The following is a 23,247-nucleotide window of genomic DNA, read 5'->3' as shown; positions in this document are numbered from 1 at the left end:
TGCGAGCGGAGCGAGCCTCGAAGGATGAATCGGCCACCAGCCGGGCCGTCGACCCTTCGAGACGCGCGTTTCGCGCTCCTCAGGGTGACGGGACTGATAGTGTGATCCGTTCGGTCAAAACCGCGGCGCCCGCTTCTCGGCGAAGGCCTTGATGCCTTCCTTGATCTCGTTGCCGCGCATGCTGTCGCGGTGACGGGCGTCGGCGGCGGCTTCATTGAGCTCGCCGCGGGCGAATTCGTTGATCGCGCGCTTCATGCCGGCCATCGCCTTGGGCGCGTTGCCGGCCAGGATCGTCGCGAGCTTGTCGACCTCCTCGTCGAGCAGGTCGAGCGGCACCATCGCGGTGAGATAGCCGATCCGCAGCATCTCCGGCGCCGTGATCCTTTGCGCGGTCAGGAACAGCATCTTGGCGTTGTCGACGCCGAGCCGGGTGACGTAGCGCTGGATGCCGCTCTTGTAATAGTGCAGCCCGAGCCGCGCCGCCGGCATGAACATCTCGGCGCTATCGACGCCGATGCGGAAATCGCAGGCGAGCGCGAGATCGGTCGAGCCGCCATAGACGCCGCCATTGAGCCGGCAGATCGTCGGCACGCTCAAATCCTCGAGGCGGTTGACCACGACCTCGAACGCCGAGCCCGCGCTCTGCTGCTCGCTCGCGCTCACCGCGCGCTCGGCCACCGAGTTGAGGTCGTAGCCGGCGGAAAACGCGCGGCCGGTTCCGGTCAGCACCAGCACGCGGATCGCAGGATCGGCCTCGATCCGGTCGAACAATTTCAGCAGCTCGCCGAGGTCCTCGGCCTGCAGGCGGTTGAGATGCTTCGGCCGGTTGAGGCGGATCGTTGCGCGCGCGCCCGCGATTTCGAGCAGGGGTCCGCTGGCGGTGTCGGCCGCATCAGCCATCTTGGTCTCCATCATTGATTCTCACGTTCACGCCGCTTCGCCTCGGCATCGATGGTCTCGGCGAGATCGGGATGCCTTGCCATCAACAGGCGGAAATCGACCAGGTCAAGCACCAACAGCCTGGTCACCTTGCTGGTCGAGACGCTGGCGCCGCGCTTGGCGTTGCCGAGCAGTGCCATCTCGCCGAAGAACTCGCCTTCGCCAAGCTTCACCTTGCGCCCGGGCAGGTCGACCTCGACCTCGCCGGCGGCGACGAAATACATGCAGTCGCCATTGGTGTCCTTGCGGATAATCATGGTGCGCGGCGGCAGGTCCATGGTCCGCAGCACCTGGGTGACGTCGGCGATCGCGGCCGGACCGAGATGCGCGAAGAACGGCACCTTGCTGACGGTCTCCCAGGTTCTCAGGAAATTGTCGCGGCGGGTTTCGGCGGCAAAGCCGGTCGCCAGGATACCGGTCCACAGCCCGAACACGCCGAGGCCCGAGATCATCACCATGGCGGCGACCACGCGGCCGAGCGGGGTGATCGGCACCACGTCGCCATAGCCGGTCGTGGTCAGCGTCACCACCGCCCACCACAGCGCCGCCGGCACGCTGCCGAAGGTCTGCGGCTGGACGTCCCGCTCCAGGAAATATTCCGCGACGGAGGCCAGGAACACCACCATCAGGAAGATCACGAGCACGCTGAGCAGCGGCCCGGACTCCACCACCAGCACGCGCCGGAGCTGGCGCAGGCCGGGAATGCCCGGCACCACCTTGAGCACCCAGAGCACGCCGAGCAGCCAGGCGGTTTTCGGTTCGACGCCGGACAGCAAGGCCAGCGGCACGGCCAGTGCGCCGATCGCGTCGACCACGCCGGCGCTCGACAGCGTGTAGAACCAGAATTTGCCCTGCCGGCCCATATGGCGCAGCCGTACCAGCCATTCGAACACGAAATAGGCAAGGCAGGCCCACAGCAGCGCATCGACCCAGCGCGGCGCCGCGTCATGGGCCGGCGCGACCGTCAACAGAGTCATCATGGCGACACCGGCCGCGACCGCGACATAGGCTGCCGTGGTCATGTTGCGGCCGGCGGTGGCGGAAACGAAGCGCGTCAAAGCCGGAAGGACGAGCCGCTTGGACATCGGAACGGAGCTTGCCTGTCGATGAACTGCTGGAATTGAGGCCCTGCGAACCGCGGAGCCGACGCCACAACGTGCCTCTCCCGGTTGAGGCCGTCAACGCGCAGGCCGTGGCGGCATGATCGCTGGGGAAGACGGCCGCATCTGTTGGACGAAAGGCCTAACCATGTTGGCCCGATTTTGCGCCCGCGAATGTGAGAAATCGGACAAAACGTCGCTTTTTCCGCGTATATCAGGGATGCTGGTCGCTGATGCGACCCGGGCCGGAATGAAGCGACTAATAAGACGATCTTATTCACTTCTTGAGCATTGGCTGGTTTCCGATGGATACCTCACATCTCGCGCAGCACGCCGGCGCTGCCGGCAGTCTCTTCGCTTCGATCTTCGTGGTCGCGACGCTGTCAATGCGCACCATGATCCCGTTGCGGGTCTTCGCGATTCTGACCAACATCATCCTGATCGCGACCGCCGTCCCGACCCACAATTACGCGACGCTGATCCTGCATGCCGTGCTGCTGCCGGTGAACACCTATCGGCTGCACCAGATGCTGCAACTGGTCCGCAACGTGAAGAAATCGGTCAACAGCGATCTGTCGATGGAATGGCTGAAGCCGTTCACGACGGAACGCAAATGCACCGCGGGCGAAGTCCTGTTCTACAAGGACGAGAAGGCCGACAGCATGTTCTACATTGTCAGCGGCCGCTTCCGCCTGGTCGAATCGGGCATCGAGCTGCCGGTCGGCGCCCTCGTCGGCGAGTTCGGCATGCTGTCGCCATCGAACACGCGAACCCAGACGCTGGAGTGCGTCGAGACCGGCATGGTGCTGTCAGTGACCTATGATCAGGTCGAACAGCTTTACGTCCAGAACCCGGCCTTCGGCTTCTACTTTCTGCGCCTCGCCAGCGCCCGCCTGTTCCAGAATATCTCGACGCTCGAGCAGCAACTTGCGCAGCACACGACCCCACAGGTTGCGGAGCCAAAACCTGCATGAGCCCCGTGACGAGTTCTGGAGGCGCCGCAGTGCCGGATGACGACGGTCTCCTGGCTTCGCTCCGTTATCTCTTTGCCGACATCATCGGCGATGAGGACGAGGGGCCGCCGGTGCTGCCCGACGCTTGCCCGGACCATCTCGGGCCGGCCGTCACCAAGGCCATCGATCTGTTGATCGCCTATCAGAGCACGAGCTACGCCCAGCTCTATATCGACCGGCTCAAGCGCTTCGCCGGCCGCCGCGGCGTCGACGACGCCCTGCTTGCCGAGATCGCCCGCCTGATGGCGGAGCGCATGGCCTATGAGGACGCGATCCGCATCGCGCAGCTCAAGCTTGGCGAAGTCAATGCGGTGGGCGGCCTTGCGGCGCGCTCGGCCGACGACGTCAAGAAGTTTCGCCTTGACGAGTTGATCGACGCCTTGCCGGCGGTGGTCGCCGATCCGGTGCTCGGCGTGCTGGATCAATTCGGCTGGCGGCGTCGCCGGGTCTCGATTCGCTTCAGCGCCAACAACCGCTTCAGCGTTCGCCGGCTCAGGATCGAGGCGGGCCTGAAGCGCTGGCGGCTGTTCTCGGGACGCTATGCCAGGGAGCGCGTCTGGGTCGAGCGCTGGCTGCACATGATCGACCGCAGCCTGACCAAGCAGCCGAGCGCCGCCCCGGCGGTCGTGCAGACCGCGACCATGATCCAGGGTTACGGCGATCCCTACCGTCAGGGCATCGCGGACTGGCACGTGATCATCGACGGGCTCGCCAAGCCGACCTTCGACGGCGTGCTCGTCCTCCCCGACCTTGCCGACGCCATTGCGGAAGCGCGCGCCGCCATCCTGCCCGATCCGCGGCAGGCAGCGCTGAAGCGCAAGGTCGCGGAGATTCGCGCGCGGGCGCCGGCGGTTGAGTCGCATTGAACGAGAGTGCTTGACCCGTCATCCCCGCGCAAAGGCGAAGCCTTTGTCGCTGGAGGTGCGAGCCTTGCGGCGCAATTGCGCCGCTGGGCGAGCCTCGAAGGATGCACGGTCACAGACGGGCCCTCGCCCTTCGAGACGACCGCTTTGCGGCCTCCTCAGGGTGACGGTGATAGCTCCCGCGTCATTGCGAGCGAAGCGAAGCAATCCACAGCGCCGCAAGCGGAGACCACCTACCGCTTCACGTGCGGCGGCTCGTCGTAGCCGCGGCGGCTGGAATAGAACAACAGGCCCATCAGGCCGATGCAAACCGCAGCCAGAAGCGCAATGCCGATCGTGAACACCACGATGCCGTAGGTCGGTATCGGAGCGTCCACAGTCAGGCCTTCATAGGCGTAGGCGCCGACGGCGGCCAAAAAGGCCAGCAGGCCGATGCTGATTGCAATGCGCATGCGTAGCTGCCTCTGCTGGGGGCCGAGGGCAACAGGGCATTTGCGCCGGTTATCCCGCCGCGGCGGTGGCCTTGGCCAGCGCCTGCTGTCCGGCTTCGGTTAGCTCGGAGAGCGTCGTCCTGCCGTTCTTGGCGCATTTGATGATGTATCTGGCAACGCGGCGGCGGGTGTCATGTTCCTCGCCGTGAGGTGCGTCTGCGCAAACGCGATCGAGCGCAGCGTTCATGGCGAAGAGCGTGCGTGAGTCAAACCGTTCCTCGATCATCGCAGCTCTCCTTTGCGACTCGCGGCTACTTGCGGAACGTCAGCCACTCGCTGACTTCCATCACAGTCTCGGTCTGTCTGGCCTTCTTCATCAGCGTTTCGCGTTCCCGTCCCGGCGGCAGCTTGCGTGCCGCAATGCGCGAATCTTCGGCGAATTTCTGCAAGCGGTTTTCGAACGATCCGGGAGGCCGCGACCTGTTGCGCTTCTTCTTGATCATGCCGTCTCCGAGCTGGAACCAGCAATACTAGGCTTGTTCCCCGGATGCCGTCGTTAACCCATGACATCGGGCGAATTGAAAAACACGCGCCCAAAGTCGCGACCCAAAATCGCGACCAAGGATCGCGCGGGATTGCAGGAACGATCTTCGGCGCCCTGCGTAACACCCGTGCGTTCGCTGCTTTGCTCCCCGAAAGGCGGTGGACCACTCCGGTGACGGGCCTCGGCGAATTTGATCGCCGGGGCCCGCATGTCTTCAGGCAAAGCAGCCAAGGCAACAAGAAGGACATAAGCCAAGAAGGACATCATCAATGGCACATTTCAATCAGGGTATCGTGAAGGACAACAAGGGGCAGGAACAGCCGGCCGACAAGCAGCGCGCGCAAACCGCGCACAAGACCGACCCGCGAAAGTCCAATGCGCGCGAAGCGACGCGTGATCCGAAATTGAACGATGCCGACAAGACGCCGGGATCCGGCATGACATCAGACGACCGCGGCGATCCTCCAACAGGCTGAACGGCGTTCCGCTTTGCAGCAATCGCGGTAATGCGGCAGGAACGATGACCCGGGTCGACTGTTGGCGTCTCGAGGGATCAACGGAGAACTGACATGGCGATGGACGAGAAGGAGGTCGGAAACCTGATCGGCAGCGACAAGGTCGAGGGCACCGCGGTCTATGGCTCCGACGAGCGCAAGATCGGCTCGATCGAACGGGTGATGATCGACAAGAAGAGCGGGCGGGTGTCTTACGCCGTGCTCGGCTTCGGCGGCATTCTCGGTCTCGGCAACGACCATTATCCGCTGCCCTGGCAGTCGCTCAAATACGATACGAGGCTGGGCGGTTATGTCACCGGCGTCACCGAGAGCCAGCTACGCGGCGCGCCGAAATACGGCAGCGAGCGGGATTGGAATTGGTCGGATATCGGCGCCACGCGCGCGGTGAACGAATATTACGGCGTGCCGCTCGTCTGAGCGGCCCCGGCCCGCATTTCACTGGCGTCCCACCGGAGCTGACCTGTATGGCGGTTGCCGACGTTACCGGCGCATCCTTGCGGCGTCTGTACACTAGTGAACATACGTCAAAAGCTGTGCAATGTAACATACGTAATTGAAGTCGGTCCTGCAGTTGCCCGATTGAACATGCGGGAGACCAATGTCGTTGGCGTCGCTAATCCGGAAATTGGAGCAGTTTGCACGGCTTTCGCCGGTAGATCACGTCCTTCTCAATCGCGCGTCCACCGAGCGCGTCCGGCATTTTGGTCCGCGGGTCGACATCGTCCGCGAAGGCGAGAAGCCGAAGGACGTTCATCTGATCCTGTCCGGCTGGGCCTATCGCTACAAGCAGCTCGAGGACGGCCGGCGTCAGATTGTGGCTTTCTTCCTGCCCGGCGACATTTGCGATGTGAACGTCTTCATCCTGCGCGAGATGGATCATTCGATCGGTACCGTCACCTCAGTGTCGATCGCCGACCTCTCCCGCGAATTCTTCGACAAGGTCGCAGCCGGACATCCGCGCATCGTGACCGCGTTCTGGTGGGAAACCCTGGTCAACGCGGCGATCCAGCGCGAATGGACCATGAGCCTCGGCCAGCGAACGGCGCTGGAGCGGATGGCCCATCTGCTGTGCGAGATCTGGCTCCGGCTGCGTGTCGCTGGCCTGACCCAGGGCGACAGCTGTGATTTCCCGCTGACCCAGGGCGATCTCGCCGATGCCACCGGGCTCTCCAAGGTTCACGTCAACCGAACGCTGCAGGAATTGCGCGCCGGCGGCCTGATCGTACTGAAGGGAAAGACCCTGGTCGTCCCCAATCTCGAGCGGCTGATGCAGGCCGGCCTGTTCAACCCGAACTATCTGCATATGGATCACGAGGGACGGCAGCTCGATGCCGCCGCGCCGCCGACGGACGCGGCGGCCGGGTAGTAGCCCGCGCAACATATTCCCGGTCGTCCCTGCGAAAACAGGGACCCATAACCACCGATGCTGATTGACGCGCGTCGTCGGAACGACGAGTCCCTTCAACAACACCAGCCGCGGCGTATGGGTCCCTGCTTTCGCAGGGACGACAGTTGTACGTAACCAACGGCTTGGTTTCACCCATTCGCCGCCTTCACCACCACGAGGTTCTCGTCCGGCGTCGCCGGGTGGCGCTTGAGGTGATCGCGGCGCAGTGCGATCTCGTCGCGGACCAATTCGTAGCCGAGCTTGAACGTGTCCATTCCGTCGCCGGAAACGGTGCCGTCGCGCAAGCCGGTCACCGCGCCGCGCAGGATCGCCTCGAGCTCGTCCTGCAATTCGTCGAGATGCTCGGCGCAGGTGGCGTGCTCGACGCGCTCGCCGATGTCGAGGATCCTGCCCGCCAGCTCGCTGGCCTTCTCCGGTGCGACGCGGGTGATCTTGGTGTAGATCGCGGCGAAGATCGAGCCGATGATGCTGAGCGCGGCGGCACCGAGATACATCACGTCGCTATAGCGATCCATGAACGACTTGGTATCGTCGTTGATGTATTCGGCGGCGCCCTGATGGGCGACGATGAAGGCGTCCTTGTCGGTCGCCGCCGGCTCGATCTTGGAGGCGAAGCCGTCGTCGAGCGCGAGTTCCGACTTGTTCTCATAGATGATGCGCGCGAGCTCGGCGGCTGTCGTCGTGGACATCGAGGATTGCGCGACCAGCAGCCATTCCAGCCCGATGGTGTCGACCTCGTCATCAGGGATCGCCGGCGAGGACGACAGCATGCCGGTCGAGACCGTCTCCTCCGAAATCGCCGGGTATTTGCGCGCCAGCGCCTTGGCCGCGTCGATCGCATTCAGCGTGAAGCCGCCGGCGCGCTTGGCATATTGCTCGTAGGTCTTGTCCTTCACGATCTTCGAGGCATGCTCGATCGCGATCACCGCGGCAAAGCCGGAGGCGAACAGCTTGTCGAAAGGTGTGTTCGGCGGCGCCTGCTGCACCCGCTGCGCCGCGTCGGGGCCGTCGGCGATCTCGAGCGCGCTGCGGACGAAATTGACGTTGCTCTCGCCGTCGCCGACGACCGCGATCCGCTTCTTCTTGAGCTCGCTCAGCGATTTGATCTTCTTGCCGCCGCGGCTGAGCACCAGCACCACGTCATGCTCGAGGATCGCGATGGCGCGGGCACGCGGCGGCACCCTTGCGTCGGTGCGTAGGATGGCAAGCGAGGCGTCGCGGGAATCGAATTGCGCCAGCGCCTTGGCGTTGTCGGGGTTCGGCGCGATCTTCAGCCGCAGCCGCGACGAATTGTTCTTCAACACGGTGGCGAGCTTGGCGGCGAATTTCGCCTCCGGGCCGTTGGCATCGCCGACCGCGAACACCAGCGTTTCGGAATTGCGCAGCCAGAGGCGGCCGCCGATCACGGTGACCGCGCTCAGGAGCAGCGTCAGCAGGGTGAAGACGATGATCTGTGCGCGGTTGGTCTTGACGACCGGCTTGGCGACCGGAGGGCGCGGCGGCGTCGGCGCAGGCGAGGGGGCTTCGGCACTCATGGCTGATCACCTGGCTCATCACCCGTCCGGGACGGCCCGTTGCCGCAACAACCCGATCGGCGCGGCGCTGCCCGGTGAATCCGTAAATGACTATAAAAGAAAGAAAATTTCCTATGTTGCCGACGATATACCTCCCCGGGGGGAATGCAAACCGGCCGCCGGCCGTAACCTTAATCCCGGCCGGCCTGCGCCGCGATGCCACATGACCATTGCCACTATCGACGCCCGGACCGAGATGTGATTTTCGACGAGGCGCAGGTGCATTCCGGCGCCGGAGATGTCATAAATGAGACACGCTTCGGTTTGCGGAATTGTGCTGACGGCCTGACCCGGATTTTCTTGCAATCACATTCATCGAAGTAAAAGGGCGTCAGCTTGTTGTTTCCCTCCATGTCATCGTCGGTGTCGGTTGGTGCCCTGGTGGGATGGATGTTGCTTCTCACCGCAAAGCACATCATCGCCGACTTCATGCTGCAGAACGCCTGGATGGCGATCGGCAAGGACCAGAAGACCGGCTGGGCCATGCCGCTGCTGGCGCATTGCCTGGTCCATCTCGCGGTCGCGCTGGCGCTGATCCTGGTGGTGGCGCCGCGGTTCTGGTATGTCGCCTTCATTGACTTCGTGATCCACATCTTCGTCGATCGTTGCAAGGGAATCTGCGCCTCGCATTTCGGCGTGACGCTGGAATCCGGCCATCCCTGGTTCTGGACCCTGATCGGGGTCGACCAGGCGCTGCACCACCTCACCGGCTTCGCGCTGTCGATCTACATGGCCGCGAACTGAGCGGTTCGCGCGCATCTTTCCTTACATCCTGACCAGGAATCCAGCCGGGCCGCGGCGGGCGGATGTGATTCGCGCGCAACGGGCAAGACCCTCCGGAAGCGACCGGAGGCCGTGGTTAACCTTTCGTTAGAGGATTACGCGGCATCTTCCCGATCGAGGGGGATTTGCAAATGTTTTCAAGCCGCGACGCCTTCGAGAACGATGCCTGCCCGGTTGCCGACGACCTGCTCGGCCAGATGTATCGCGCCAATCCGAACGGGCTCTCGTTGCTGGTTGCCAATGTCGCGCCCGATGTCAGGGCGCAGCTCGCGCTGTTCTGCTATCGCCGCAGCCATCTGCACGCACTCGCGGTCGCGATCGCGTCGAGCTGCAGCGAGTGGGAGCTGGTGAATTCCGGTGGTCGCGTCGGCTCGACGCTCTACGCGCTGTCGCGCGAGCCGGTCCGCGCCGCGACCGTTTCGCATGGCGGCCGCAAGCCGATCACGCTGTCGACCAAGCCGCTGTCGACCTTCGCGCCTGTCGTCGATGACGAGCTCGACGACGAGGACGTCAGCGAGACGGTGACCGTGACGGCTTAAGCATGATCCGGAAAAGTGGAAACCGGTTTTCCCTCGCGACAAACGCGGAACGCGTTTGCGCGGAGATCATGCGCAAATAAAGGAGCCGTGCTCAACCCGGCTGCACGCTCGGGACGAGCGGCAGGCCGTGCTGGCGCCGCGCCATCGCGCATTCCGCGTCGCCCGGCTGGCAGGTCCGGCACACCTCCGGCCGCACCGCATAGACCTCGCAGCGCGTTGCTTCTCCGACCCGGCCCGACAGCGCCGAGCAGCGGTCGCCCTCGCAACGCATGCCTGATTGTCGCGCGTTGACGAATTGCGCCGGGATCAGATCGAGCTGCGCGTCGTCCTCGGTGGTGAAGCGCGGCCAGTTCTCCGAATAGCTGCAGCAGGCACCGCAGGACTGGCAGGGGTTTCCGTCGGTCGCATCGATCGCGTTGTCGGCCATCAGGTGTCCCTCGGCGCTTCCCAGACCAGGCTGCGCCGCCAGCGCGCCCTGAGCAGGTCGCGCCGCTCCGGATATTTCTCGTCGTGATAGACCGCCGTGACCACGCGGTCGGTGCGGAAGCTGCGGAAATCCCTGCGCAGCTCGCACCAGGCGGCGAGCAGCCGCACTGCCTCGTGATAGCCGACCGCGATCGGCCAGATCGTGCGCTCGCTATCGCGGCCATGCTCGTCGCGATAGTTCAGCGTGATCTTCTTGCCCTCATGGATCTGGCTGCGGGTCCTGACCATGTCGATGCGGTCGGGCTCCCGGTTCCAGGCCGAGCGGGCCCGGCTTGCCGGCTCCAGCACGAACGGCCGCAGCCGGTCGGGCACGGTCTCGGCGATCTTGGCCATCAGGTCCTCGGCCGCGCGCGCCAGCGCCGGATCGGCGTGGCCCACCACCCATTGCGCACCGAGCACGCAGGCCTCGATCTCGTCGGGTGTCAGCATCAAAGGCGGCAGGTCGAATCCCTTCTCCAGGATGTAGCCCATGCCGGCCTCGCCGCGGATCGGCACCCGCTGTTCGATCAGGCTGGCGATGTCGCGATAGATCGTCCGCTTCGATGTCTCGAGCTCGGCGGCGATTGCATCGGCGGTCAACGGCTTACGGGTGCGGCGGAGCACCTGGATGATCTGAAACAGCCGGTCGGCGCGTCTCATGGCAACTCTCTCGATCGCTCTCTTGGCACGTGTCTTGTCGAGTGTCTTGTCAGCTCTCTCGGCAGCTGTCTTGACGAGTGTCTTGACGGGTCTCGTGGTCTCTCGGTGCACAGACTTTTCTGGGTCCCGTCCGGCTGCTGCTGACAGCATGTTGGCAGCAGGTGGGGGCTATATCAGGACAACACCTCAAGTGAAGGGAACTTGTCCATGACGAATCTTGACGAACTCGGTTTCCGGCAGGCGCAAGGCTTTGCGCTGGAACAGCTGGTCACGGTCTACTCCACCTCCGGCGACCTGCGCTGGGCCCTGGTCGCGCTGATCGCACAGTCGATCAGCACGGTTTGGTCCTACGGGCGGGCACGGCTGGTCAAGCGCGTTCGCGAGGCGGTTCGCCGCCTCGCACCCGTCGGCCCGTTCGACAGTGAATGCCACTACTGCTGACACCATGCTGGCAGCAGGGGACGGCTAGCTTCAATTCACGACCACAGGCGATCGGGAGCTTCATATGATTACGCTTTTTGGCTTTGGCACGGGCTTCGGCTTGCCGGAAATCAGCCCCTTCGTGACCAAAACCGAGGTCCAGCTCAAGATGGCCGGGCTCGACTATCGCAAGGAGAAGGCGATGCCGCCGGCCTCTCCCAAGGGCCAGCTGCCGTTCATCGCCGACGACGGCGAGACGATCGCCGATTCGACCTTCATCCGCGCCCATATCGAGGGCAAATACGGCTTCGATTTCGACGCGCCGCTCAGCCTGCAGGCGCGCGCCCAGGCCTGGGCCTTCGAGCGCATGATCGAGCATCACGTCTACTGGGCGCTGGTCGGCGCACGCTGGGTCGACGACACCAATTTCGCCAAGGGGCCCGCGCATTTCTTCGACGGCGCGCCCGACCATATGCGCGACAAGATGCGCGAGGACGCCCAGTTCCGCGTTGCCGAGAACTATCTGCTGAGCGGGCTTGGCCGTCACGGACCGGACGAAGACGTCGATCTCGCGATCCGCTCGCTGTTCGCGCTGTCGGTGCAACTCGGCGACAAGCCGTATCTGATGGGCGATGCGCCGTGCGGCACCGATGCCACCGCGTTCGGAGCGCTGGCGGGAATCCTCACCCCGTTCTTCGATTCGCCGCTGCGCGAGCGCACCGAGAAGTTCGACAATCTCACCGCCTATGTCGGCCGGATGATGCGGCAATATTATCCGGAATTCAGTTGGGCGCCGCTGCAGCAGCAGGCGGCTTAGGTCGTTGCGGCAGGAGTGGGCCGGCCCTTCAACGCGGCGAGCTCCGCCTCGAGCTCGGCGATGCGCTGGTCGCGCGAGGCCAGTGCTGCCGCCACGTCGGCCGCGTCGAACTTCTGCGGAATGTGCTGCGGGCAGTTGGTGTCCCACGCCGTGACCTTGAACAGGATCACCTGCTCGGGCCGCGCGCGGTACCCTTGCGGCATCAGCGCGCGCGTCAGCGCCGGATCGTCCTCCACCACCTTCGCCTCGCCCCACAGCTTGACGCGGCGGCGGTGCGCATAATCCATCACGAAGATATACGCCTTTGCATTCTCCGACAGATTGCCCTGCGTGATGAACTGCCGGTTGCCGCTGTAATCGGCGAACGCGATGGTTTGCTTGTCGAGCACCTCGAGAAAGCCCTTCGGCCCGCCGCGATGCTGGATGTAGGGCTGGCCGTCGGCCGACGCGGTCGCGAGATAGAAGCTGTTCACCTCGCCGAGGAAGCCAGCGAGGTTCTCGTCGATCTCGCTGCGCCAGCCGCCATGTGCCTCGACCTCGGCGTAGGTGGCGCGCGAGCCCTTGCGGGTCTGGATCGCCTTCACCGCCGGACTGAATGCGACGTCGCTCGCATAGCTGTGACCATCTGACATCGGAGCCTCCCGTGACGGGCGCCTGAAGCGGTTGTCCTCGCCGCTTAAAATGGACGTTCCCAGATCGTAAGCAATCTTGTGCATTGACACTTCACTGTTGCCGATTATGCAATAGTGCCATGGACCGGATCGACGCCATGCAGGCCTTCGTCGCGGTGGCGGACCTTGAGGGTTTCGCCCCCGCCGCCCGCAAGCTCGGCCTGTCGCCGTCCGCCATCACGCGGTTGATCGCGGCGCTGGAGGAGCGGCTCGGCGCGCGGCTGCTGCAGCGGACCACGCGGCAGGTGACGCTGACCGACGCCGGCTCGCGCTATCTGGAGCGGGCGCGCCGGATCCTCGCCGATGTCGAGGAAGCTGAGGACGCGGTCGAGAGCGAGCGCACCCGCCCCGAGGGGCGCCTCGTGATCTCGGCGCCGTTCGGCTTCGGGCGGCTGCACGTCAGCCCGGTCGTGAGCGCCTACCTGAAGCGCTATCCCGGCGTCGGCGTCGACCTGCGGCTGTCGGATCGCAGGATCAATCTGGTCGAGGACGGCGTCGATCTCGCGGTCAGGATCGGGCACTTGCCGGACTCGACGCTGGTGGCACGGCATGTCGGCCGGATGCGCCGCATCGTGGTGGCGTCGGCCGGCTATCTCAGGCGTCGCGGCGAGCCGAAGCGGCCGGCAGACCTCACCGCTCACGACACGATCCAGTTCGGCGCCATGACCGCGACGCCGGATTGGCGCTTCATGGAGGATGGCCGCGAAATCCGCATTACCCCTACGCCGCGCTTCACCAGCAACAGTTCGGACGCCGCCATCCAGTATGCCGAGCAGGACGGCGGACTGACCCGGGTGATGGCCTACCAGGCCGCCGAATCGCTGAAGGCGCGGCGGCTCCAAATCGTGCTCGCCGAGTTCGAGCAGCCGGCGGTGCCGATCCACGTCGTCTATCCGACGACGCGGCTGTTGTCGGCCAAGGTGCGGACCTTCATCGATCTCGTGACCGAGATCACCGACTGGTATTTCGACTAGCTCACCGGCGGCTTCTTCGGCACCACGCGGAAGGTGCCGTTGGCGCGCGCGATGGTCACCCCGTCGGCCTTGATCAGGCTCTGCGCGAAGCAGATCGTGCTGCCGGTCTTGATCACGTCGCTCTCGATCGCGAGCCATTGTCCGACATTGGCGGAGCCTACGAAATCGACCGCGAGCGAGATCGTCACGAACGAGGTGGTCCAGCCGGTCGCCTGGCCGCAGCTATAGCCCATCGCGTTGTCGGCAAGCGCGGCGATCAGGCCGCCATGGATCAGGCCGCGGCCGTTGGTGTGCTGCCTCGCCAGCCGCAGGCCGATGATGACGGCCCGCTCGGTCTTCTTTTGGTAAAGCGGCTCCCAGGGCTCGGTGAGCGGGCTCTTGCGGAACAGCGGCTCGAAGCCTTGAGGGACGTCCTGGGGAGTATCGGGGACGACTTGCGTATCGGTGCTCATCTGAAAGCTCGCATATGGCGTTGGGTTGACGCCATTGAACGCGATGTCGATGACGGTTTCACCGCCTACAAAGTTTTAAACGGGATTTGCGTGAATGTTTGAATGTAGCGCGGGTCTGTCGCCACATCCCCTGCTGTCATCGCACGGCTTGACCGGGCGATCCAGTATTCCAGAGACCGCACGGCATGATTCGAGAAGCCGCGGCGTACTTGATACCCCGCATGCGCGGGGTATGACGGCTGAGTGTGTAACGGAGAGGTCGCTCGACGAAAGAAACAGCGAGCTCGCCTAGAACGGCAGCCCCACATAATTCTCCGACAGCGAGGTCGAGGCCGCCTTCGAACTGACGAGGTAGTCGAGTTCGGCGATCTGGATGCGCGCGGCGAATTCGCCCTCGTCGGGGAATTTGTGCAGCATTGAGGTCATCCACCAGGAGAAGCGCACCGCCTTCCAGACCCGCGCCAGCGCGCGTCCCGAATAGCCATCGATGCCGGCGGAGGATTTCTCGTCGTAATATTCGCGTAGCGCCTGCGACAGATAATGCACGTCGCTGGCGGCAAGGTTGAGGCCCTTGGCTCCGGTCGGGGGCACGATGTGCGAGGCGTCGCCGGCCAGGAACATGCGGCCGAACCGCATCGGCTCGGCGACAAAGCTGCGCAGCGGCGCGATGCTCTTTTCGATCGAGGGGCCGGTGACGATCTCGTCGGCGGCCTTCTGGTCGAGGCGCCGCTTCAACTCGTCCCAGAACCGCTCGTCCGACCATTGGTCGACATGATCGTCGAGCGGGCACTGCACGTAATAGCGGCTGCGGTGGGACGAGCGCATCGTGCACAGCGCAAAGCCGCGCTCGTGGTTGTTGTAGATCAGCTCCGGCGAGACTGGCGGCGTCTCCGAGAGGATGCCGAGCCAGCCGAACGGATACACCCGCTCGTAGCTGGTGATCGCCGAAGCCGGCACGCTGGCGCGGCTGATGCCGTGGAAGCCGTCGCAGCCGGCGATGAAATCGCAGGCGATCTCGTGGGTGACGCCGTCCTTGACGTAGCTGACGCGCGGATGATCGGTGTCGAAATCGAGCGGCTTGACGTCGGCCGCCGAGTAGATCGAGGTCAGGCCGGCGGCCTTGCGGGCATTCATCAGGTCGAGCGTGACCTCGGTCTGGCCGTAGATGGTCACGGTCTTGCCGGTCGAGCCATGCAGGTCGATGCGGTGCCGCGCACCGTCGAACGCCAGCTCGAGACCGTGATGGACCAGGCCCTCCTGGTGCAGCCGGGCAGCGGCGCCGACGCTCTCGAGCAGCGACACGGTGCCTTCCTCGAGCAGCCCGGCGCGAATCCGCCCCAGCACATAGTCGGGGGTCTGCCGCTCAAGAATGATGTTGTCTACGCCGAAAGTATGAAGTAGTTGCCCAAGCAACAGTCCGGCCGGACCTGCGCCAATGATTGCTACTTTTGTCCGCAATACCTTGTCCTCCCGATCGGATAGGCTTTTAGCCGGGGCCCGCGCCGTCAACTTGCCAAGGCAACTATATCATATAACGGTTTTGGCAAGGCGGATTTGCGCGGGACGCACGTTCGCCGCAGCGCAAGATGCGGCGGGGCGGACCGGGGCGGAGGGTGCGACGAGGCGTCCGCCCGGCGGATTCCGTCTTGAATATCCGTCCGAATTAGATAACATGTTAAGTAATGAGACCGGGCAGCAAGCCCGTCCTTGGAGAGGAGGAGACGTGATGAGGAAGACAGTGTTGGCGGTGTTGATGGCCGCCGCCATCGTGCCGGCCGCGGGACCTGCCGTCGCGCAGGACAAGACCGTCAATCTCAAAGTGTCGCTATGGGTGCCGCCGGCGCATCCGCTGGTGCCGGCGACGCTGGCCTGGGCCGCCGACATCGAGAAGGCATCGGGCGGCACCATCAAGGTCACCGTGTTTCCGTCCGAGCAGCTCGGCAAGGCGTTCGACCATTACGACATGGCGCGCGACGGCATCGCCGACGTCACCTATGTCAATCCCGGCTATCAGCCCGGCCGTTTCCCAATCGCGGCCGCCGGCCAGCTTCCGTTCACATTCTCCGACGGCAAGAAGGGCACGCTGGCGCTGAACGAGTGGTATCACAAATATGCGCCGACCGAGATGAAGGACACCAAGCTCTGCTTCGCCTTCATCCACGATCCGGGCGCGCTGCACGGCAAGAAGAAGATCGTGCTGCCGAGCGACCTCTCCGGCGTCAAGGTGCGTCCCGCGCAGAGCACCATCGGCGAGATGGTGAAGATGTTCGGCGGCACCAATGTGCAGGCCTCCGCGCCGGAATCGCGGGATGCGATCGAGCGCGGCGTGGCCGACGAGATCACCTTCCCCTGGGGCTCGATCTTCCTGTTCGGCATCGACAAGGTGGTGAAGTACCACATGGACGTGCCGCTCTATTCGACGGTGTTCACCTACAACATGAACCTCGCCAAATATAATTCGATGTCGGCTGCCCAGAAGAAGGTGATCGACGATCATTGCACGCCGGAATGGGCCTCCAAGGTCACCGACCCCTGGACCGATTTCGAAGCCAATGGCCGCACCAAGATGAAGGCGCTGGAAGGCCACGAGGTCTATCCGCTGACATCGGATCAGCTCGCCGAGTGGAAGAAGGCGGTCAAGCCACTGCGCGACAGCTGGGCCGAGGCGGTGAAGAAGGCCGGCGGCGATGCGGCAAAGATCGATGCCGACCTGCAGGCCACGCTGAAGAAGTACGAGGCGGGGATCTGATCCCGCTCCCCTCCACCTCTCCCCGCTTGCGGGGAGAGGTCGGATCGCATCGTCAGATGCGATCCGGGTGAGGGGGTACAGGTCTCACCGCATTCACGACTCGTGGAAGCAGCCCCTCACCCCAACCCTCTAAGAGCGAGCTATGCTCGTCTCGACCCCGCAAGAGCGGGAGAGGGAGCTCATCGAAGCAACGCATGACGCAATCTGCCGAAGTTTCCCCAGACGGCGCGATCACCGGCCCTCCCGAGCCGGCGCGCAAGAATTTCATGGACCGCTTCATCGATTCGATCGAATGGGTCGCGGCCTTCTTCGTCGGCGTCGTCGCGCTCAACACCTTCACCGCGGTGTTCATGAGAAAATTCTTCGCGGTGACCATCCCCGACTACTACAATTTCGGCCAGTTCCTGCTCGGCATCCTGATCTTCTGGGGCATTGCGGCGACCAGCTATCGCGGCACCCACATCACCGTGGATCTGGTCTGGGCCAACGCCTCGCCGCGCCACCAGCGCTGGATCGACATCTTCGCGACGTTGGTGCTGCTGTTCGTGGTGAGCGTGCAGACCTACACGCTGGTCGACAAGGTGATCGACACCAGGAACAGCCATATCGTCACCATGGATCTCGGCGTTCCGGTCTGGCCGTTCTTCCTGGTGTCGTGGATCGGCGATGTCTCCGCGGTGCTGCTGATCGCGATCCGCACCTACCGCCTGATCTTCCATCCGGAAGATATCCATGATGCCAAGATCAAGACCGCGGAGTAGACAGCCATGAGTCTCGACCTCAGTCCCGAGACCGTCGCCGTCATCGGCTTTGTCAGCCTGTTCGTGCTGATGCTGCTCCGTGTCCCCGTCGGCATGGCGATGGGCCTCGTCGGCATCACCGGCTTTGGCTATCTCACCGGCTTCGCGCCGGCGCTGAAGTTGGTCGGCCAGACCACGATGCGCACGGTGACGGATTATTCCTTCGGCGTGATCCCGATGTTCTTGTTGATGGGCGCCTTCGTGTCCGTCTCGGGCATCAGCCGCGAGCTGTTCCGCGCCGCCAACACCTTTGTCGGGCATTGGAAGGGCGGGCTCGGCATCGCGACCATCGCCGCCTGCGGCGGCTTTGCCGCGATCTCGGGCTCGTCGGTCGCGACCGCCGCGACCTTCTCGGCCGTCGCCTATCCCGAGATGCGCCGCTTCGGCTATCCGCAATCATTCGCCGCCGGCGTGATCGCGGTCGGCGGCACGCTCGGGGCGATGCTGCCGCCGTCCACCGTGCTCGCGGTCTACGGCATCATCACCCAGCAGGATATCGGCAAGCTGTTTATCGCGGGCGTGGTGCCGGGCCTGCTCGCGATCCTGATGCACATGATCACGATCGGTATCATCGGCGTGACGCGGCCCGGCTTCCTGCCGGCGGGAAAGAAAGCGTCGTGGCACGAGCGCTTCGTCGCGCTGCGCGACGTCTGGTCGCCGCTGCTGCTGTTCCTGTTCGTGATCGGCGGGCTCTATGGCGGCTTCTTTGTCCCGACCGAAGCCGGCGCGGTCGGTGCGGTGGGCGCCTTCATCATCGGTATCCTCCGTGGCAAGCTGACCAGGGAAGGCATCCTGCAATCGCTGCTGCAGGCGACGCGCACCGCGGCCGCCGTGTTCACGGTGCTGATCGGCGCGCTCTGCTTCGGCTATTTCCTCACCATCACCCAGACGCCGCAGCACGTCACCGAATTCCTCACCGGGCTCGGCATCGGCCCCTATGGCGTGCTGGCGCTGATCCTCCTGATGTATCTGGTGCTCGGCTGCCTGATGGACGCGATGGCGATGGTGATCCTTACCGTGCCGATCGTGTTTCCGGTGGTGACCGCGCTCGGCTTCGATCCGATCTGGTTCGGCATCATCATCGTCATGACGGTCGAGCTCGGCCTGATCCATCCGCCGGTCGGCATGAACGTGTTCGTGATCAAGAGCGTCATCAAGGACGTCAACATGTCGACGATCTTTGTCGGCGTGCTGCCGTTCGTGATCACCGATTTGATCCGGCTGGTGATCCTGATCCTGTTCCCGCTGCTTGCGACCTGGCTGCCGCAGCGCATGATTGGCTAGGCCTATGAATCCCGAGCTCGAGACCAGATACGTCTTCACCATCACTGCCCGGATCGCGGAGGTGACGTCCGCCGGCGACATCGGCACCGGTGTCCGCCGCATCATTCCGATCATCGGCGGCGAGGTGAGGGGCGAGAAGGTCAACGGCAAGGTGCTGGCCTTCGGTGCGGACTTCCAGATCATCCGGCCCAATGAGCTGATCGAGCTGGAGGCGAAATACGCCTTCGAGACCGACGACGGCGCCGTCGTCTATGTCGAGAACAAGGGCATCCGCTTCGGGCCGGTCGAGCTGTTGCAGAAGCTGAAGCGCGGCGAGCCGGTCGACCCGAATCTGATCTATTTCCGCACCGTGCCGAAATTCGAGACCGGCGCCGAAAACTACCGCTGGCTGATGCAGCACATCTTCGTCGGCTCCGCCGCCCGCCACGCCGACCGCGTCGTGATCGACGTGCATCAGGTGCTTTAGCTTCGCACACTTGCTGTCTCACCCGCCGGGACAGCCGACATTCGGTGTCGTCCCTGCGAAAGCAGGGACCCATACTCTGCGGCCTGTGTTGTGAACGGGACTCGTCGTTCCGCCGTCGCTCAGCAAAAGCCATTTGTGGTTATGGGTCCCTGCTTTCGCAGGGACGACGGGTCGAGGGGGCGCGCGTATCAACTCGACTACCGTCACCCTGAGGAGGCCGCGCAGCGGCCGTCTCGAAGGGTCGCCGGCCACCAGCCGGGCGCGCCCATATTGACTCTCCCGCTAATCGTTATAAAGCATAACTATTCTGAACAGGAAACAATAACGCCATGGGAAACGCTGCCGGCGGGGGAGACGCCTCGCTGCTCAGGATCGAGACGCGGGGGGCGGTGCTGACGGTCGGGCTGAACCGGCCGGCCAAGCGCAATGCGCTCAATGACGGTATCATCCTGGCGCTGCGGGACTGCTTCTCCGCGATTCCCGATGCGGTCGGCGCCGTCGTCATCCATGGTATCGGCGATCACTTCTCGTCCGGCCTCGACCTCTCCGAACTGACCGAGCGCGACGCCACCGAGGGCCTGGTGCATTCCCAGATGTGGCACCGCGTGTTCGACCGCATCCAGTATTGCCGCGTGCCTGTCATCGCCGCGCTGAAGGGCGCGGTGATCGGCGGCGGGCTGGAGCTGGCCTGCGCCGCGCATATCCGGGTCGCCGAGCCCTCGGCCTATTTCGCACTGCCCGAAGGCCAGCGCGGCATCTTCGTCGGCGGCGGCGGATCGGTGCGGCTGCCGCGCCTGATCGGCGTGCCGCGGATGGCGGACATGATGCTGACCGGGCGGGTCTATTCGGCGACCGAGGGCGCCGCCTACGGCTTCTCGCAATACCTCACCGAGGCAGACGGCGCACTGCCGAAAGCGCTGGAGCTTGCCGAGCGCGTCGCCGCCAATGCGCCGCTGACCAACTTCGCCGTGCTGCAGGCGCTGCCGATGATCGCCGAGGCCAATCCGCAGACCGGCCTGTTGATGGAATCGCTGATGGCGACGGTGGCGCAGAGCGACAAGGAAGCCAAGAAACGCATCCGCGCGTTTCTGGATCGCAAGACCGCCAAGGTGAAGCCGACATGAGCGCGGCGCCGTCTGCAACCGCCAGCACCGCGCATCCGCTGCGCCCGATCTCGTTCGGCAATCCGGACGTCACCGTCGAGCGCCGCGACGACGGCACGATCTATCTTCGTCCCAAGCTGAAGCTCGCGGATTTTCCGGTTCGCCTCACCGATCGCCTGCATCACTGGGCAGAGGCCGAGCCGAACCGCGTGTTCATGGCCGAGCGTGCCGCTGGCGGCGGCTGGCGGCAGATCACCTACGCGCAATTGCTCGAGGCTATCAGGCGCATCGCCTCCGCGTTGATCGCGCGCGGGCTGTCGGCCGAGCGGCCGATCGTGATCCTGTCGGGCAATTCGATCGATCATGCCTTGATGGCACTCGGCGCGCTCTATGCCGGCGTTCCGTTCTGCCCGGTGTCGCCGGCCTATTCGCTGGTGTCGCGCGACTATGGCAAGCTCAGCTTCGTCATCAAGCTTCTGACGCCCGGCCTCATCTTCGTCGACGACGCCGACAAGTTTGCCGACGCACTGCGTGCCAATGTCGAACCCGATGTCGAGATCGCCGCGAGCCGCGGCACCGTGCCCGGCCGTGAGGTGACGCGCCTCGCCGGCCTCATGGCAACGCCGGAAGACCCGCGCCTCGATGCGACCAATGCGGCTATCGGTCCGGACACGATCGCGAAATTCCTGCTGACGTCGGGGTCGACCGGCAATCCCAAGGCCGTCATCAACACCCAGCGCATGATCTGCGCCAACCAGGTGATGCTGCGCGAGACGCTGGCGTTCCTCAAGGACGAGCCGCCTGTGATCGTCGACTGGTTGCCATGGAATCACACTTTTGGCGGCAACCACAATGTGGGGCTGACGCTCTATAACGGCGGCTCGATGTATCTCGATGAAGGCAAGCCGATGCCCGGCGGCATCGAGGAGACCGTGCGAAACCTGCGCGAGATCTCGCCGACGGTCTATTTCAACGTGCCCAAGGGCTATGAATCGCTGCTGCCCTATCTGCGCGACGACGCCGGTCTGCGGGCAAAATTCTTCGACCGGCTGCATGCGATGTTCTTCTCGGGTGCCGCGCTGTCGCCGTTCATCTGGAACAGCCTCGATGCGCTCGCCGTGCAGGAGAAGGGCTATCGCGTGCCCATGCTGACCGGCCTCGGCGCCACCGAGACCTCGCCGTTCTTCATGTCGGTGCGTCCCGATACCAGCCGCTCCGGCCATGTCGGTCTTCCGGTGTCGGGCAACGATGCGAAGCTCGTTCCGAACAACGGCAAGCTCGAGGTCCGCGCCAAAGGCCCGAACGTGACCCCCGGCTACTGGCGGCAGCCCGAGCTGACCGCCAAGGCGTTCGACGAGGAAGGCTTTTATAAATTTGGCGACGCGCTGAAGCCCGCTAACGCGAGTGATCTCGATGCCGGTTTCGATTTCGACGGCCGCATCGCCGAGGATTTCAAGCTGGCGAGCGGCACCTGGGTCAGCGTCGGGCCGCTGCGGGCGCGCTTCGTCGGCACCTGCGCGCCGCTGGTGCGCGACGTCGTGATCGCGGGGCTCAACCGCGACGAGCTTGCCGCGATCGTGATCCTCGATCTCGACGGCTGCCGCCTGATCAATCCGGCGCTTGTCGCCAATGACATCGCGGCCGCGGCCAATGATCTGCTGGTGCGGGCGGCCTTCCGCGAGCGCTTCGCGCGGGTCCTTGCCGGCGCCACCGGCTCGTCGAACCGGATCGCGCGCGCGATCCTGCTCGATACGCCGCTGTCGATCGATCGCGGCGAGGTCACCGACAAGGGCTCGATCAACCAGCGCGCGGTGCTGGAGCATCGCACGGACATCATCGAAGCGCTCTATGCGCCGGTGCCGCCGGCATCGGTGATCACACTCGTCTGAAGATCGAAGAGGAGCATGCCATGCAGTTGAAGGACCAGGCCGCCATCGTCACCGGCGGCGCATCGGGATTGGGCGCTGCGACCGCGTGCCGTCTGGCCGCGCAGGGCGCCAAGGTCGCGGTCTGCGACCTCAACGCCAAGCTCGCCGAGAGCGTCGCGGCCGAGATCGGCGGTATTCCGGTTGTCTGCGACGTCGCCGATGCGGCGGCGGCCGAAGCTGCCGTCGCGACCGCCGCCAAGGCGCACGGCCCGGCCCGCGTGCTGGTGAATTGCGCCGGCATCGGGGTGGCAAAACGTGTGATCGGCCGCGAGGGGCCGATGGAGCTCGCCGACTTCGACAAGGTGATCAAGGTCAATCTGATCGGCTCGTTCAACATGCTGCGGCTTGCGACCGCTGACATGGCCAAGCTCGAGCCGCTCGCAACCGGCGAGCGCGGCGTCGTGATCTCGACGGCCTCGGTCGCGGCCTATGATGGCCAGATCGGGCAGGCGGCCTATTCGGCATCGAAGGGCGGCATCGTCGCGATGACATTGCCGATCGCGCGCGAGCTCGCGCAGTTCGGCATCCGTGTGCTGACCATCGCGCCGGGCCTGTTCATGACGCCCTTGCTGGCGGGCCTGCCGCAGGAAGCGCAGGATTCGCTCGCCGCCTCGATCCCGTTCCCGCGCCGGCTCGGCCAAGCCGACGAGTTCGCCTCGTTGGCACTGCACATGATCGACAATCCCTATCTGAACGGCGAAGTGGTGCGGCTCGATGCCGCGCTCCGGATGGCGCCGCGCTGACGCATG

General features: G+C 64.5%; 29 protein-coding genes. 18 read left to right on the top strand and 11 right to left on the bottom strand.

The window, feature by feature from the left end:
* Positions 1 to 114 precede the first annotated feature (114 nt).
* Both ACE10X_RS41545 and ACE10X_RS41540 read right to left on the bottom strand, forming a co-directional pair.
* The gene (locus ACE10X_RS41545) at positions 115 to 900 is read right to left on the bottom strand and encodes an enoyl-CoA hydratase/isomerase family protein (protein ID WP_375763788.1); all 786 of its coding nucleotides are present in this window, start codon (positions 898 to 900) and stop codon (positions 115 to 117) included.
* Between the two features lie 11 nt (positions 901 to 911).
* A complete protein-coding gene (locus ACE10X_RS41540) occupies positions 912 to 2,024 on the bottom strand; it encodes a cyclic nucleotide-gated ion channel (RefSeq protein ID WP_375763787.1) in 1,113 nt (370 codons plus the stop codon).
* 320 nt (positions 2,025 to 2,344) lie between these two features.
* Here ACE10X_RS41540 and ACE10X_RS41535 point away from each other — a divergent pair, with 320 nt between their 5' ends.
* Positions 2,345 to 3,013, top strand: a complete 669-nt coding sequence (locus ACE10X_RS41535; RefSeq protein WP_304497553.1) for a Crp/Fnr family transcriptional regulator — start codon at positions 2,345 to 2,347, stop codon at positions 3,011 to 3,013.
* A gap of 29 nt (positions 3,014 to 3,042) precedes the next feature.
* Positions 3,043 to 3,918: a DUF6537 domain-containing protein gene (locus ACE10X_RS41530; RefSeq protein WP_375763786.1), complete on the top strand. Its 876-nt coding sequence runs from the start codon at positions 3,043 to 3,045 to the stop codon at positions 3,916 to 3,918.
* A 230-nt stretch (positions 3,919 to 4,148) separates the two neighbouring features.
* Here the strand turns inward: ACE10X_RS41530 and ACE10X_RS41525 are convergent, their stop codons facing one another.
* From ACE10X_RS41525 to ACE10X_RS41515, 3 genes are read right to left on the bottom strand one after another with little or no spacing between them, the layout of a single operon-like run.
* Entirely contained in the window at positions 4,149 to 4,367 is a 219-nt protein-coding gene (locus ACE10X_RS41525) for a hypothetical protein (protein WP_375763785.1), read from the bottom strand.
* A 49-nt stretch (positions 4,368 to 4,416) separates the two neighbouring features.
* Positions 4,417 to 4,632, bottom strand: coding sequence for a hypothetical protein (locus tag ACE10X_RS41520; protein WP_028339102.1), 216 nt, complete (start codon positions 4,630 to 4,632; stop codon positions 4,417 to 4,419).
* 25 nt (positions 4,633 to 4,657) lie between these two features.
* The gene (locus tag ACE10X_RS41515) at positions 4,658 to 4,849 is read right to left on the bottom strand and encodes a hypothetical protein (RefSeq protein ID WP_038384855.1); all 192 of its coding nucleotides are present in this window, start codon (positions 4,847 to 4,849) and stop codon (positions 4,658 to 4,660) included.
* A 310-nt stretch (positions 4,850 to 5,159) separates the two neighbouring features.
* On the opposite strand from ACE10X_RS41515, the gene ACE10X_RS41510 reads away from it, so the two are divergent.
* The 3 genes from ACE10X_RS41510 to ACE10X_RS41500 all read left to right on the top strand — a co-directional run bounded on the left by ACE10X_RS41510 (position 5,160) and on the right by ACE10X_RS41500 (position 6,771).
* Positions 5,160 to 5,366: a hypothetical protein gene (locus ACE10X_RS41510; RefSeq protein WP_375763784.1), complete on the top strand. Its 207-nt coding sequence runs from the start codon at positions 5,160 to 5,162 to the stop codon at positions 5,364 to 5,366.
* Positions 5,367 to 5,459: 93 nt separating this feature from the next.
* A complete protein-coding gene (locus ACE10X_RS41505) occupies positions 5,460 to 5,822 on the top strand; it encodes a PRC-barrel domain-containing protein (RefSeq protein ID WP_375763783.1) in 363 nt (120 codons plus the stop codon).
* 187 nt (positions 5,823 to 6,009) lie between these two features.
* On the top strand, positions 6,010 to 6,771 hold the full coding sequence (locus ACE10X_RS41500; RefSeq protein WP_375763782.1) for a Crp/Fnr family transcriptional regulator: 762 nt from the start codon (positions 6,010 to 6,012) through the stop codon (positions 6,769 to 6,771).
* Positions 6,772 to 6,941: 170 nt separating this feature from the next.
* On the opposite strand, the gene ACE10X_RS41495 is transcribed toward ACE10X_RS41500, so the two are convergent.
* On the bottom strand, positions 6,942 to 8,348 hold the full coding sequence (locus ACE10X_RS41495) for a TAXI family TRAP transporter solute-binding subunit (RefSeq protein ID WP_375763781.1): 1,407 nt from the start codon (positions 8,346 to 8,348) through the stop codon (positions 6,942 to 6,944).
* On the opposite strand from ACE10X_RS41495, the gene ACE10X_RS41490 reads away from it, so the two are divergent.
* From ACE10X_RS41490 to ACE10X_RS41480, 3 genes are all read left to right on the top strand, one after another.
* The gene (locus ACE10X_RS41490; protein ID WP_375763780.1) at positions 8,347 to 8,589 is read left to right on the top strand and encodes a hypothetical protein; all 243 of its coding nucleotides are present in this window, start codon (positions 8,347 to 8,349) and stop codon (positions 8,587 to 8,589) included. The genes ACE10X_RS41495 and ACE10X_RS41490 overlap by 2 nt on opposite strands.
* 188 nt (positions 8,590 to 8,777) lie before the next feature.
* On the top strand, positions 8,778 to 9,131 hold the full coding sequence (locus tag ACE10X_RS41485) for a DUF3307 domain-containing protein (protein ID WP_080583358.1): 354 nt from the start codon (positions 8,778 to 8,780) through the stop codon (positions 9,129 to 9,131).
* Between the two features lie 170 nt (positions 9,132 to 9,301).
* A complete protein-coding gene (locus ACE10X_RS41480) occupies positions 9,302 to 9,709 on the top strand; it encodes a hypothetical protein (protein ID WP_038384862.1) in 408 nt (135 codons plus the stop codon).
* Positions 9,710 to 9,800: 91 nt separating this feature from the next.
* On the opposite strand, the gene ACE10X_RS41475 is transcribed toward ACE10X_RS41480, so the two are convergent.
* Positions 9,801 to 10,136: a YkgJ family cysteine cluster protein gene (locus ACE10X_RS41475; RefSeq protein ID WP_375763779.1), complete on the bottom strand. Its 336-nt coding sequence runs from the start codon at positions 10,134 to 10,136 to the stop codon at positions 9,801 to 9,803.
* Positions 10,136 to 10,834, bottom strand: coding sequence for a YafY family protein (locus ACE10X_RS41470; protein WP_016847472.1), 699 nt, complete (start codon positions 10,832 to 10,834; stop codon positions 10,136 to 10,138). Before ACE10X_RS41470 ends, ACE10X_RS41475 begins: the two co-directional genes overlap by 1 nt.
* Before the next feature lie 207 nt (positions 10,835 to 11,041).
* On the opposite strand from ACE10X_RS41470, the gene ACE10X_RS41465 reads away from it, so the two are divergent.
* Together ACE10X_RS41465 and ACE10X_RS41460 are read left to right on the top strand one after the other, a co-directional pair.
* A complete protein-coding gene (locus ACE10X_RS41465; RefSeq protein WP_028336548.1) occupies positions 11,042 to 11,275 on the top strand; it encodes a hypothetical protein in 234 nt (77 codons plus the stop codon).
* 64 nt (positions 11,276 to 11,339) lie between these two features.
* On the top strand, positions 11,340 to 12,071 hold the full coding sequence (locus ACE10X_RS41460; protein WP_304497549.1) for a glutathione S-transferase family protein: 732 nt from the start codon (positions 11,340 to 11,342) through the stop codon (positions 12,069 to 12,071).
* Here ACE10X_RS41460 and ACE10X_RS41455 read toward each other — a convergent pair.
* Positions 12,068 to 12,703, bottom strand: coding sequence for a pyridoxamine 5'-phosphate oxidase family protein (locus ACE10X_RS41455; RefSeq protein ID WP_375763778.1), 636 nt, complete (start codon positions 12,701 to 12,703; stop codon positions 12,068 to 12,070). The two genes, ACE10X_RS41460 and ACE10X_RS41455, sit on opposite strands and share 4 nt — an antisense overlap.
* 119 nt (positions 12,704 to 12,822) lie before the next feature.
* Here ACE10X_RS41455 and ACE10X_RS41450 point away from each other — a divergent pair, with 119 nt between their 5' ends.
* Positions 12,823 to 13,716, top strand: coding sequence for a LysR family transcriptional regulator (locus ACE10X_RS41450; protein WP_375763777.1), 894 nt, complete (start codon positions 12,823 to 12,825; stop codon positions 13,714 to 13,716).
* On the opposite strand, the gene ACE10X_RS41445 is transcribed toward ACE10X_RS41450, so the two are convergent.
* Both ACE10X_RS41445 and pobA read right to left on the bottom strand, forming a co-directional pair.
* Positions 13,713 to 14,168: a PaaI family thioesterase gene (locus ACE10X_RS41445; protein WP_375763776.1), complete on the bottom strand. Its 456-nt coding sequence runs from the start codon at positions 14,166 to 14,168 to the stop codon at positions 13,713 to 13,715. The genes ACE10X_RS41450 and ACE10X_RS41445 overlap by 4 nt on opposite strands.
* Positions 14,169 to 14,456: 288 nt before the next feature.
* Positions 14,457 to 15,626, bottom strand: coding sequence for a 4-hydroxybenzoate 3-monooxygenase (gene pobA / locus ACE10X_RS41440; RefSeq protein WP_375763775.1), 1,170 nt, complete (start codon positions 15,624 to 15,626; stop codon positions 14,457 to 14,459).
* A gap of 268 nt (positions 15,627 to 15,894) precedes the next feature.
* Between pobA and ACE10X_RS41435 the strand changes: the two genes are divergently transcribed.
* From ACE10X_RS41435 to ACE10X_RS41405, 7 genes are all read left to right on the top strand, one after another.
* Entirely contained in the window at positions 15,895 to 16,917 is a 1,023-nt protein-coding gene (locus tag ACE10X_RS41435; RefSeq protein ID WP_375763774.1) for a TRAP transporter substrate-binding protein, read from the top strand.
* 194 nt (positions 16,918 to 17,111) lie between these two features.
* Positions 17,112 to 17,678 (top strand): TRAP transporter small permease, encoded by a 567-nt coding sequence (locus ACE10X_RS41430; protein WP_051002995.1) that lies wholly within the window; start codon positions 17,112 to 17,114, stop codon positions 17,676 to 17,678.
* Positions 17,679 to 17,684: 6 nt separating this feature from the next.
* Positions 17,685 to 19,001, top strand: a complete 1,317-nt coding sequence (locus tag ACE10X_RS41425; RefSeq protein WP_028336540.1) for a TRAP transporter large permease — start codon at positions 17,685 to 17,687, stop codon at positions 18,999 to 19,001.
* A 4-nt stretch (positions 19,002 to 19,005) separates the two neighbouring features.
* A complete protein-coding gene (locus ACE10X_RS41420; RefSeq protein ID WP_375763773.1) occupies positions 19,006 to 19,467 on the top strand; it encodes a DUF3237 domain-containing protein in 462 nt (153 codons plus the stop codon).
* Positions 19,468 to 19,796: 329 nt separating this feature from the next.
* Positions 19,797 to 20,591: a crotonase/enoyl-CoA hydratase family protein gene (locus ACE10X_RS41415; protein ID WP_028336538.1), complete on the top strand. Its 795-nt coding sequence runs from the start codon at positions 19,797 to 19,799 to the stop codon at positions 20,589 to 20,591.
* Positions 20,588 to 22,459, top strand: a complete 1,872-nt coding sequence (locus tag ACE10X_RS41410) for a feruloyl-CoA synthase (protein ID WP_375763772.1) — start codon at positions 20,588 to 20,590, stop codon at positions 22,457 to 22,459. The genes ACE10X_RS41415 and ACE10X_RS41410 overlap by 4 nt, the downstream gene beginning before the upstream one ends.
* 20 nt (positions 22,460 to 22,479) lie before the next feature.
* Positions 22,480 to 23,241: an SDR family NAD(P)-dependent oxidoreductase gene (locus tag ACE10X_RS41405; protein ID WP_375763771.1), complete on the top strand. Its 762-nt coding sequence runs from the start codon at positions 22,480 to 22,482 to the stop codon at positions 23,239 to 23,241.
* Positions 23,242 to 23,247: the final 6 nt, after the last annotated feature.

The sequence above is a fragment of the Bradyrhizobium sp. Pha-3 genome (assembly GCF_042258325.1).
GTDB classification, from domain to species: Bacteria; Pseudomonadota; Alphaproteobacteria; order Rhizobiales; family Xanthobacteraceae; genus Bradyrhizobium; species Bradyrhizobium elkanii.
This window is presented reverse-complemented; position numbering and strand designations above follow the sequence as displayed.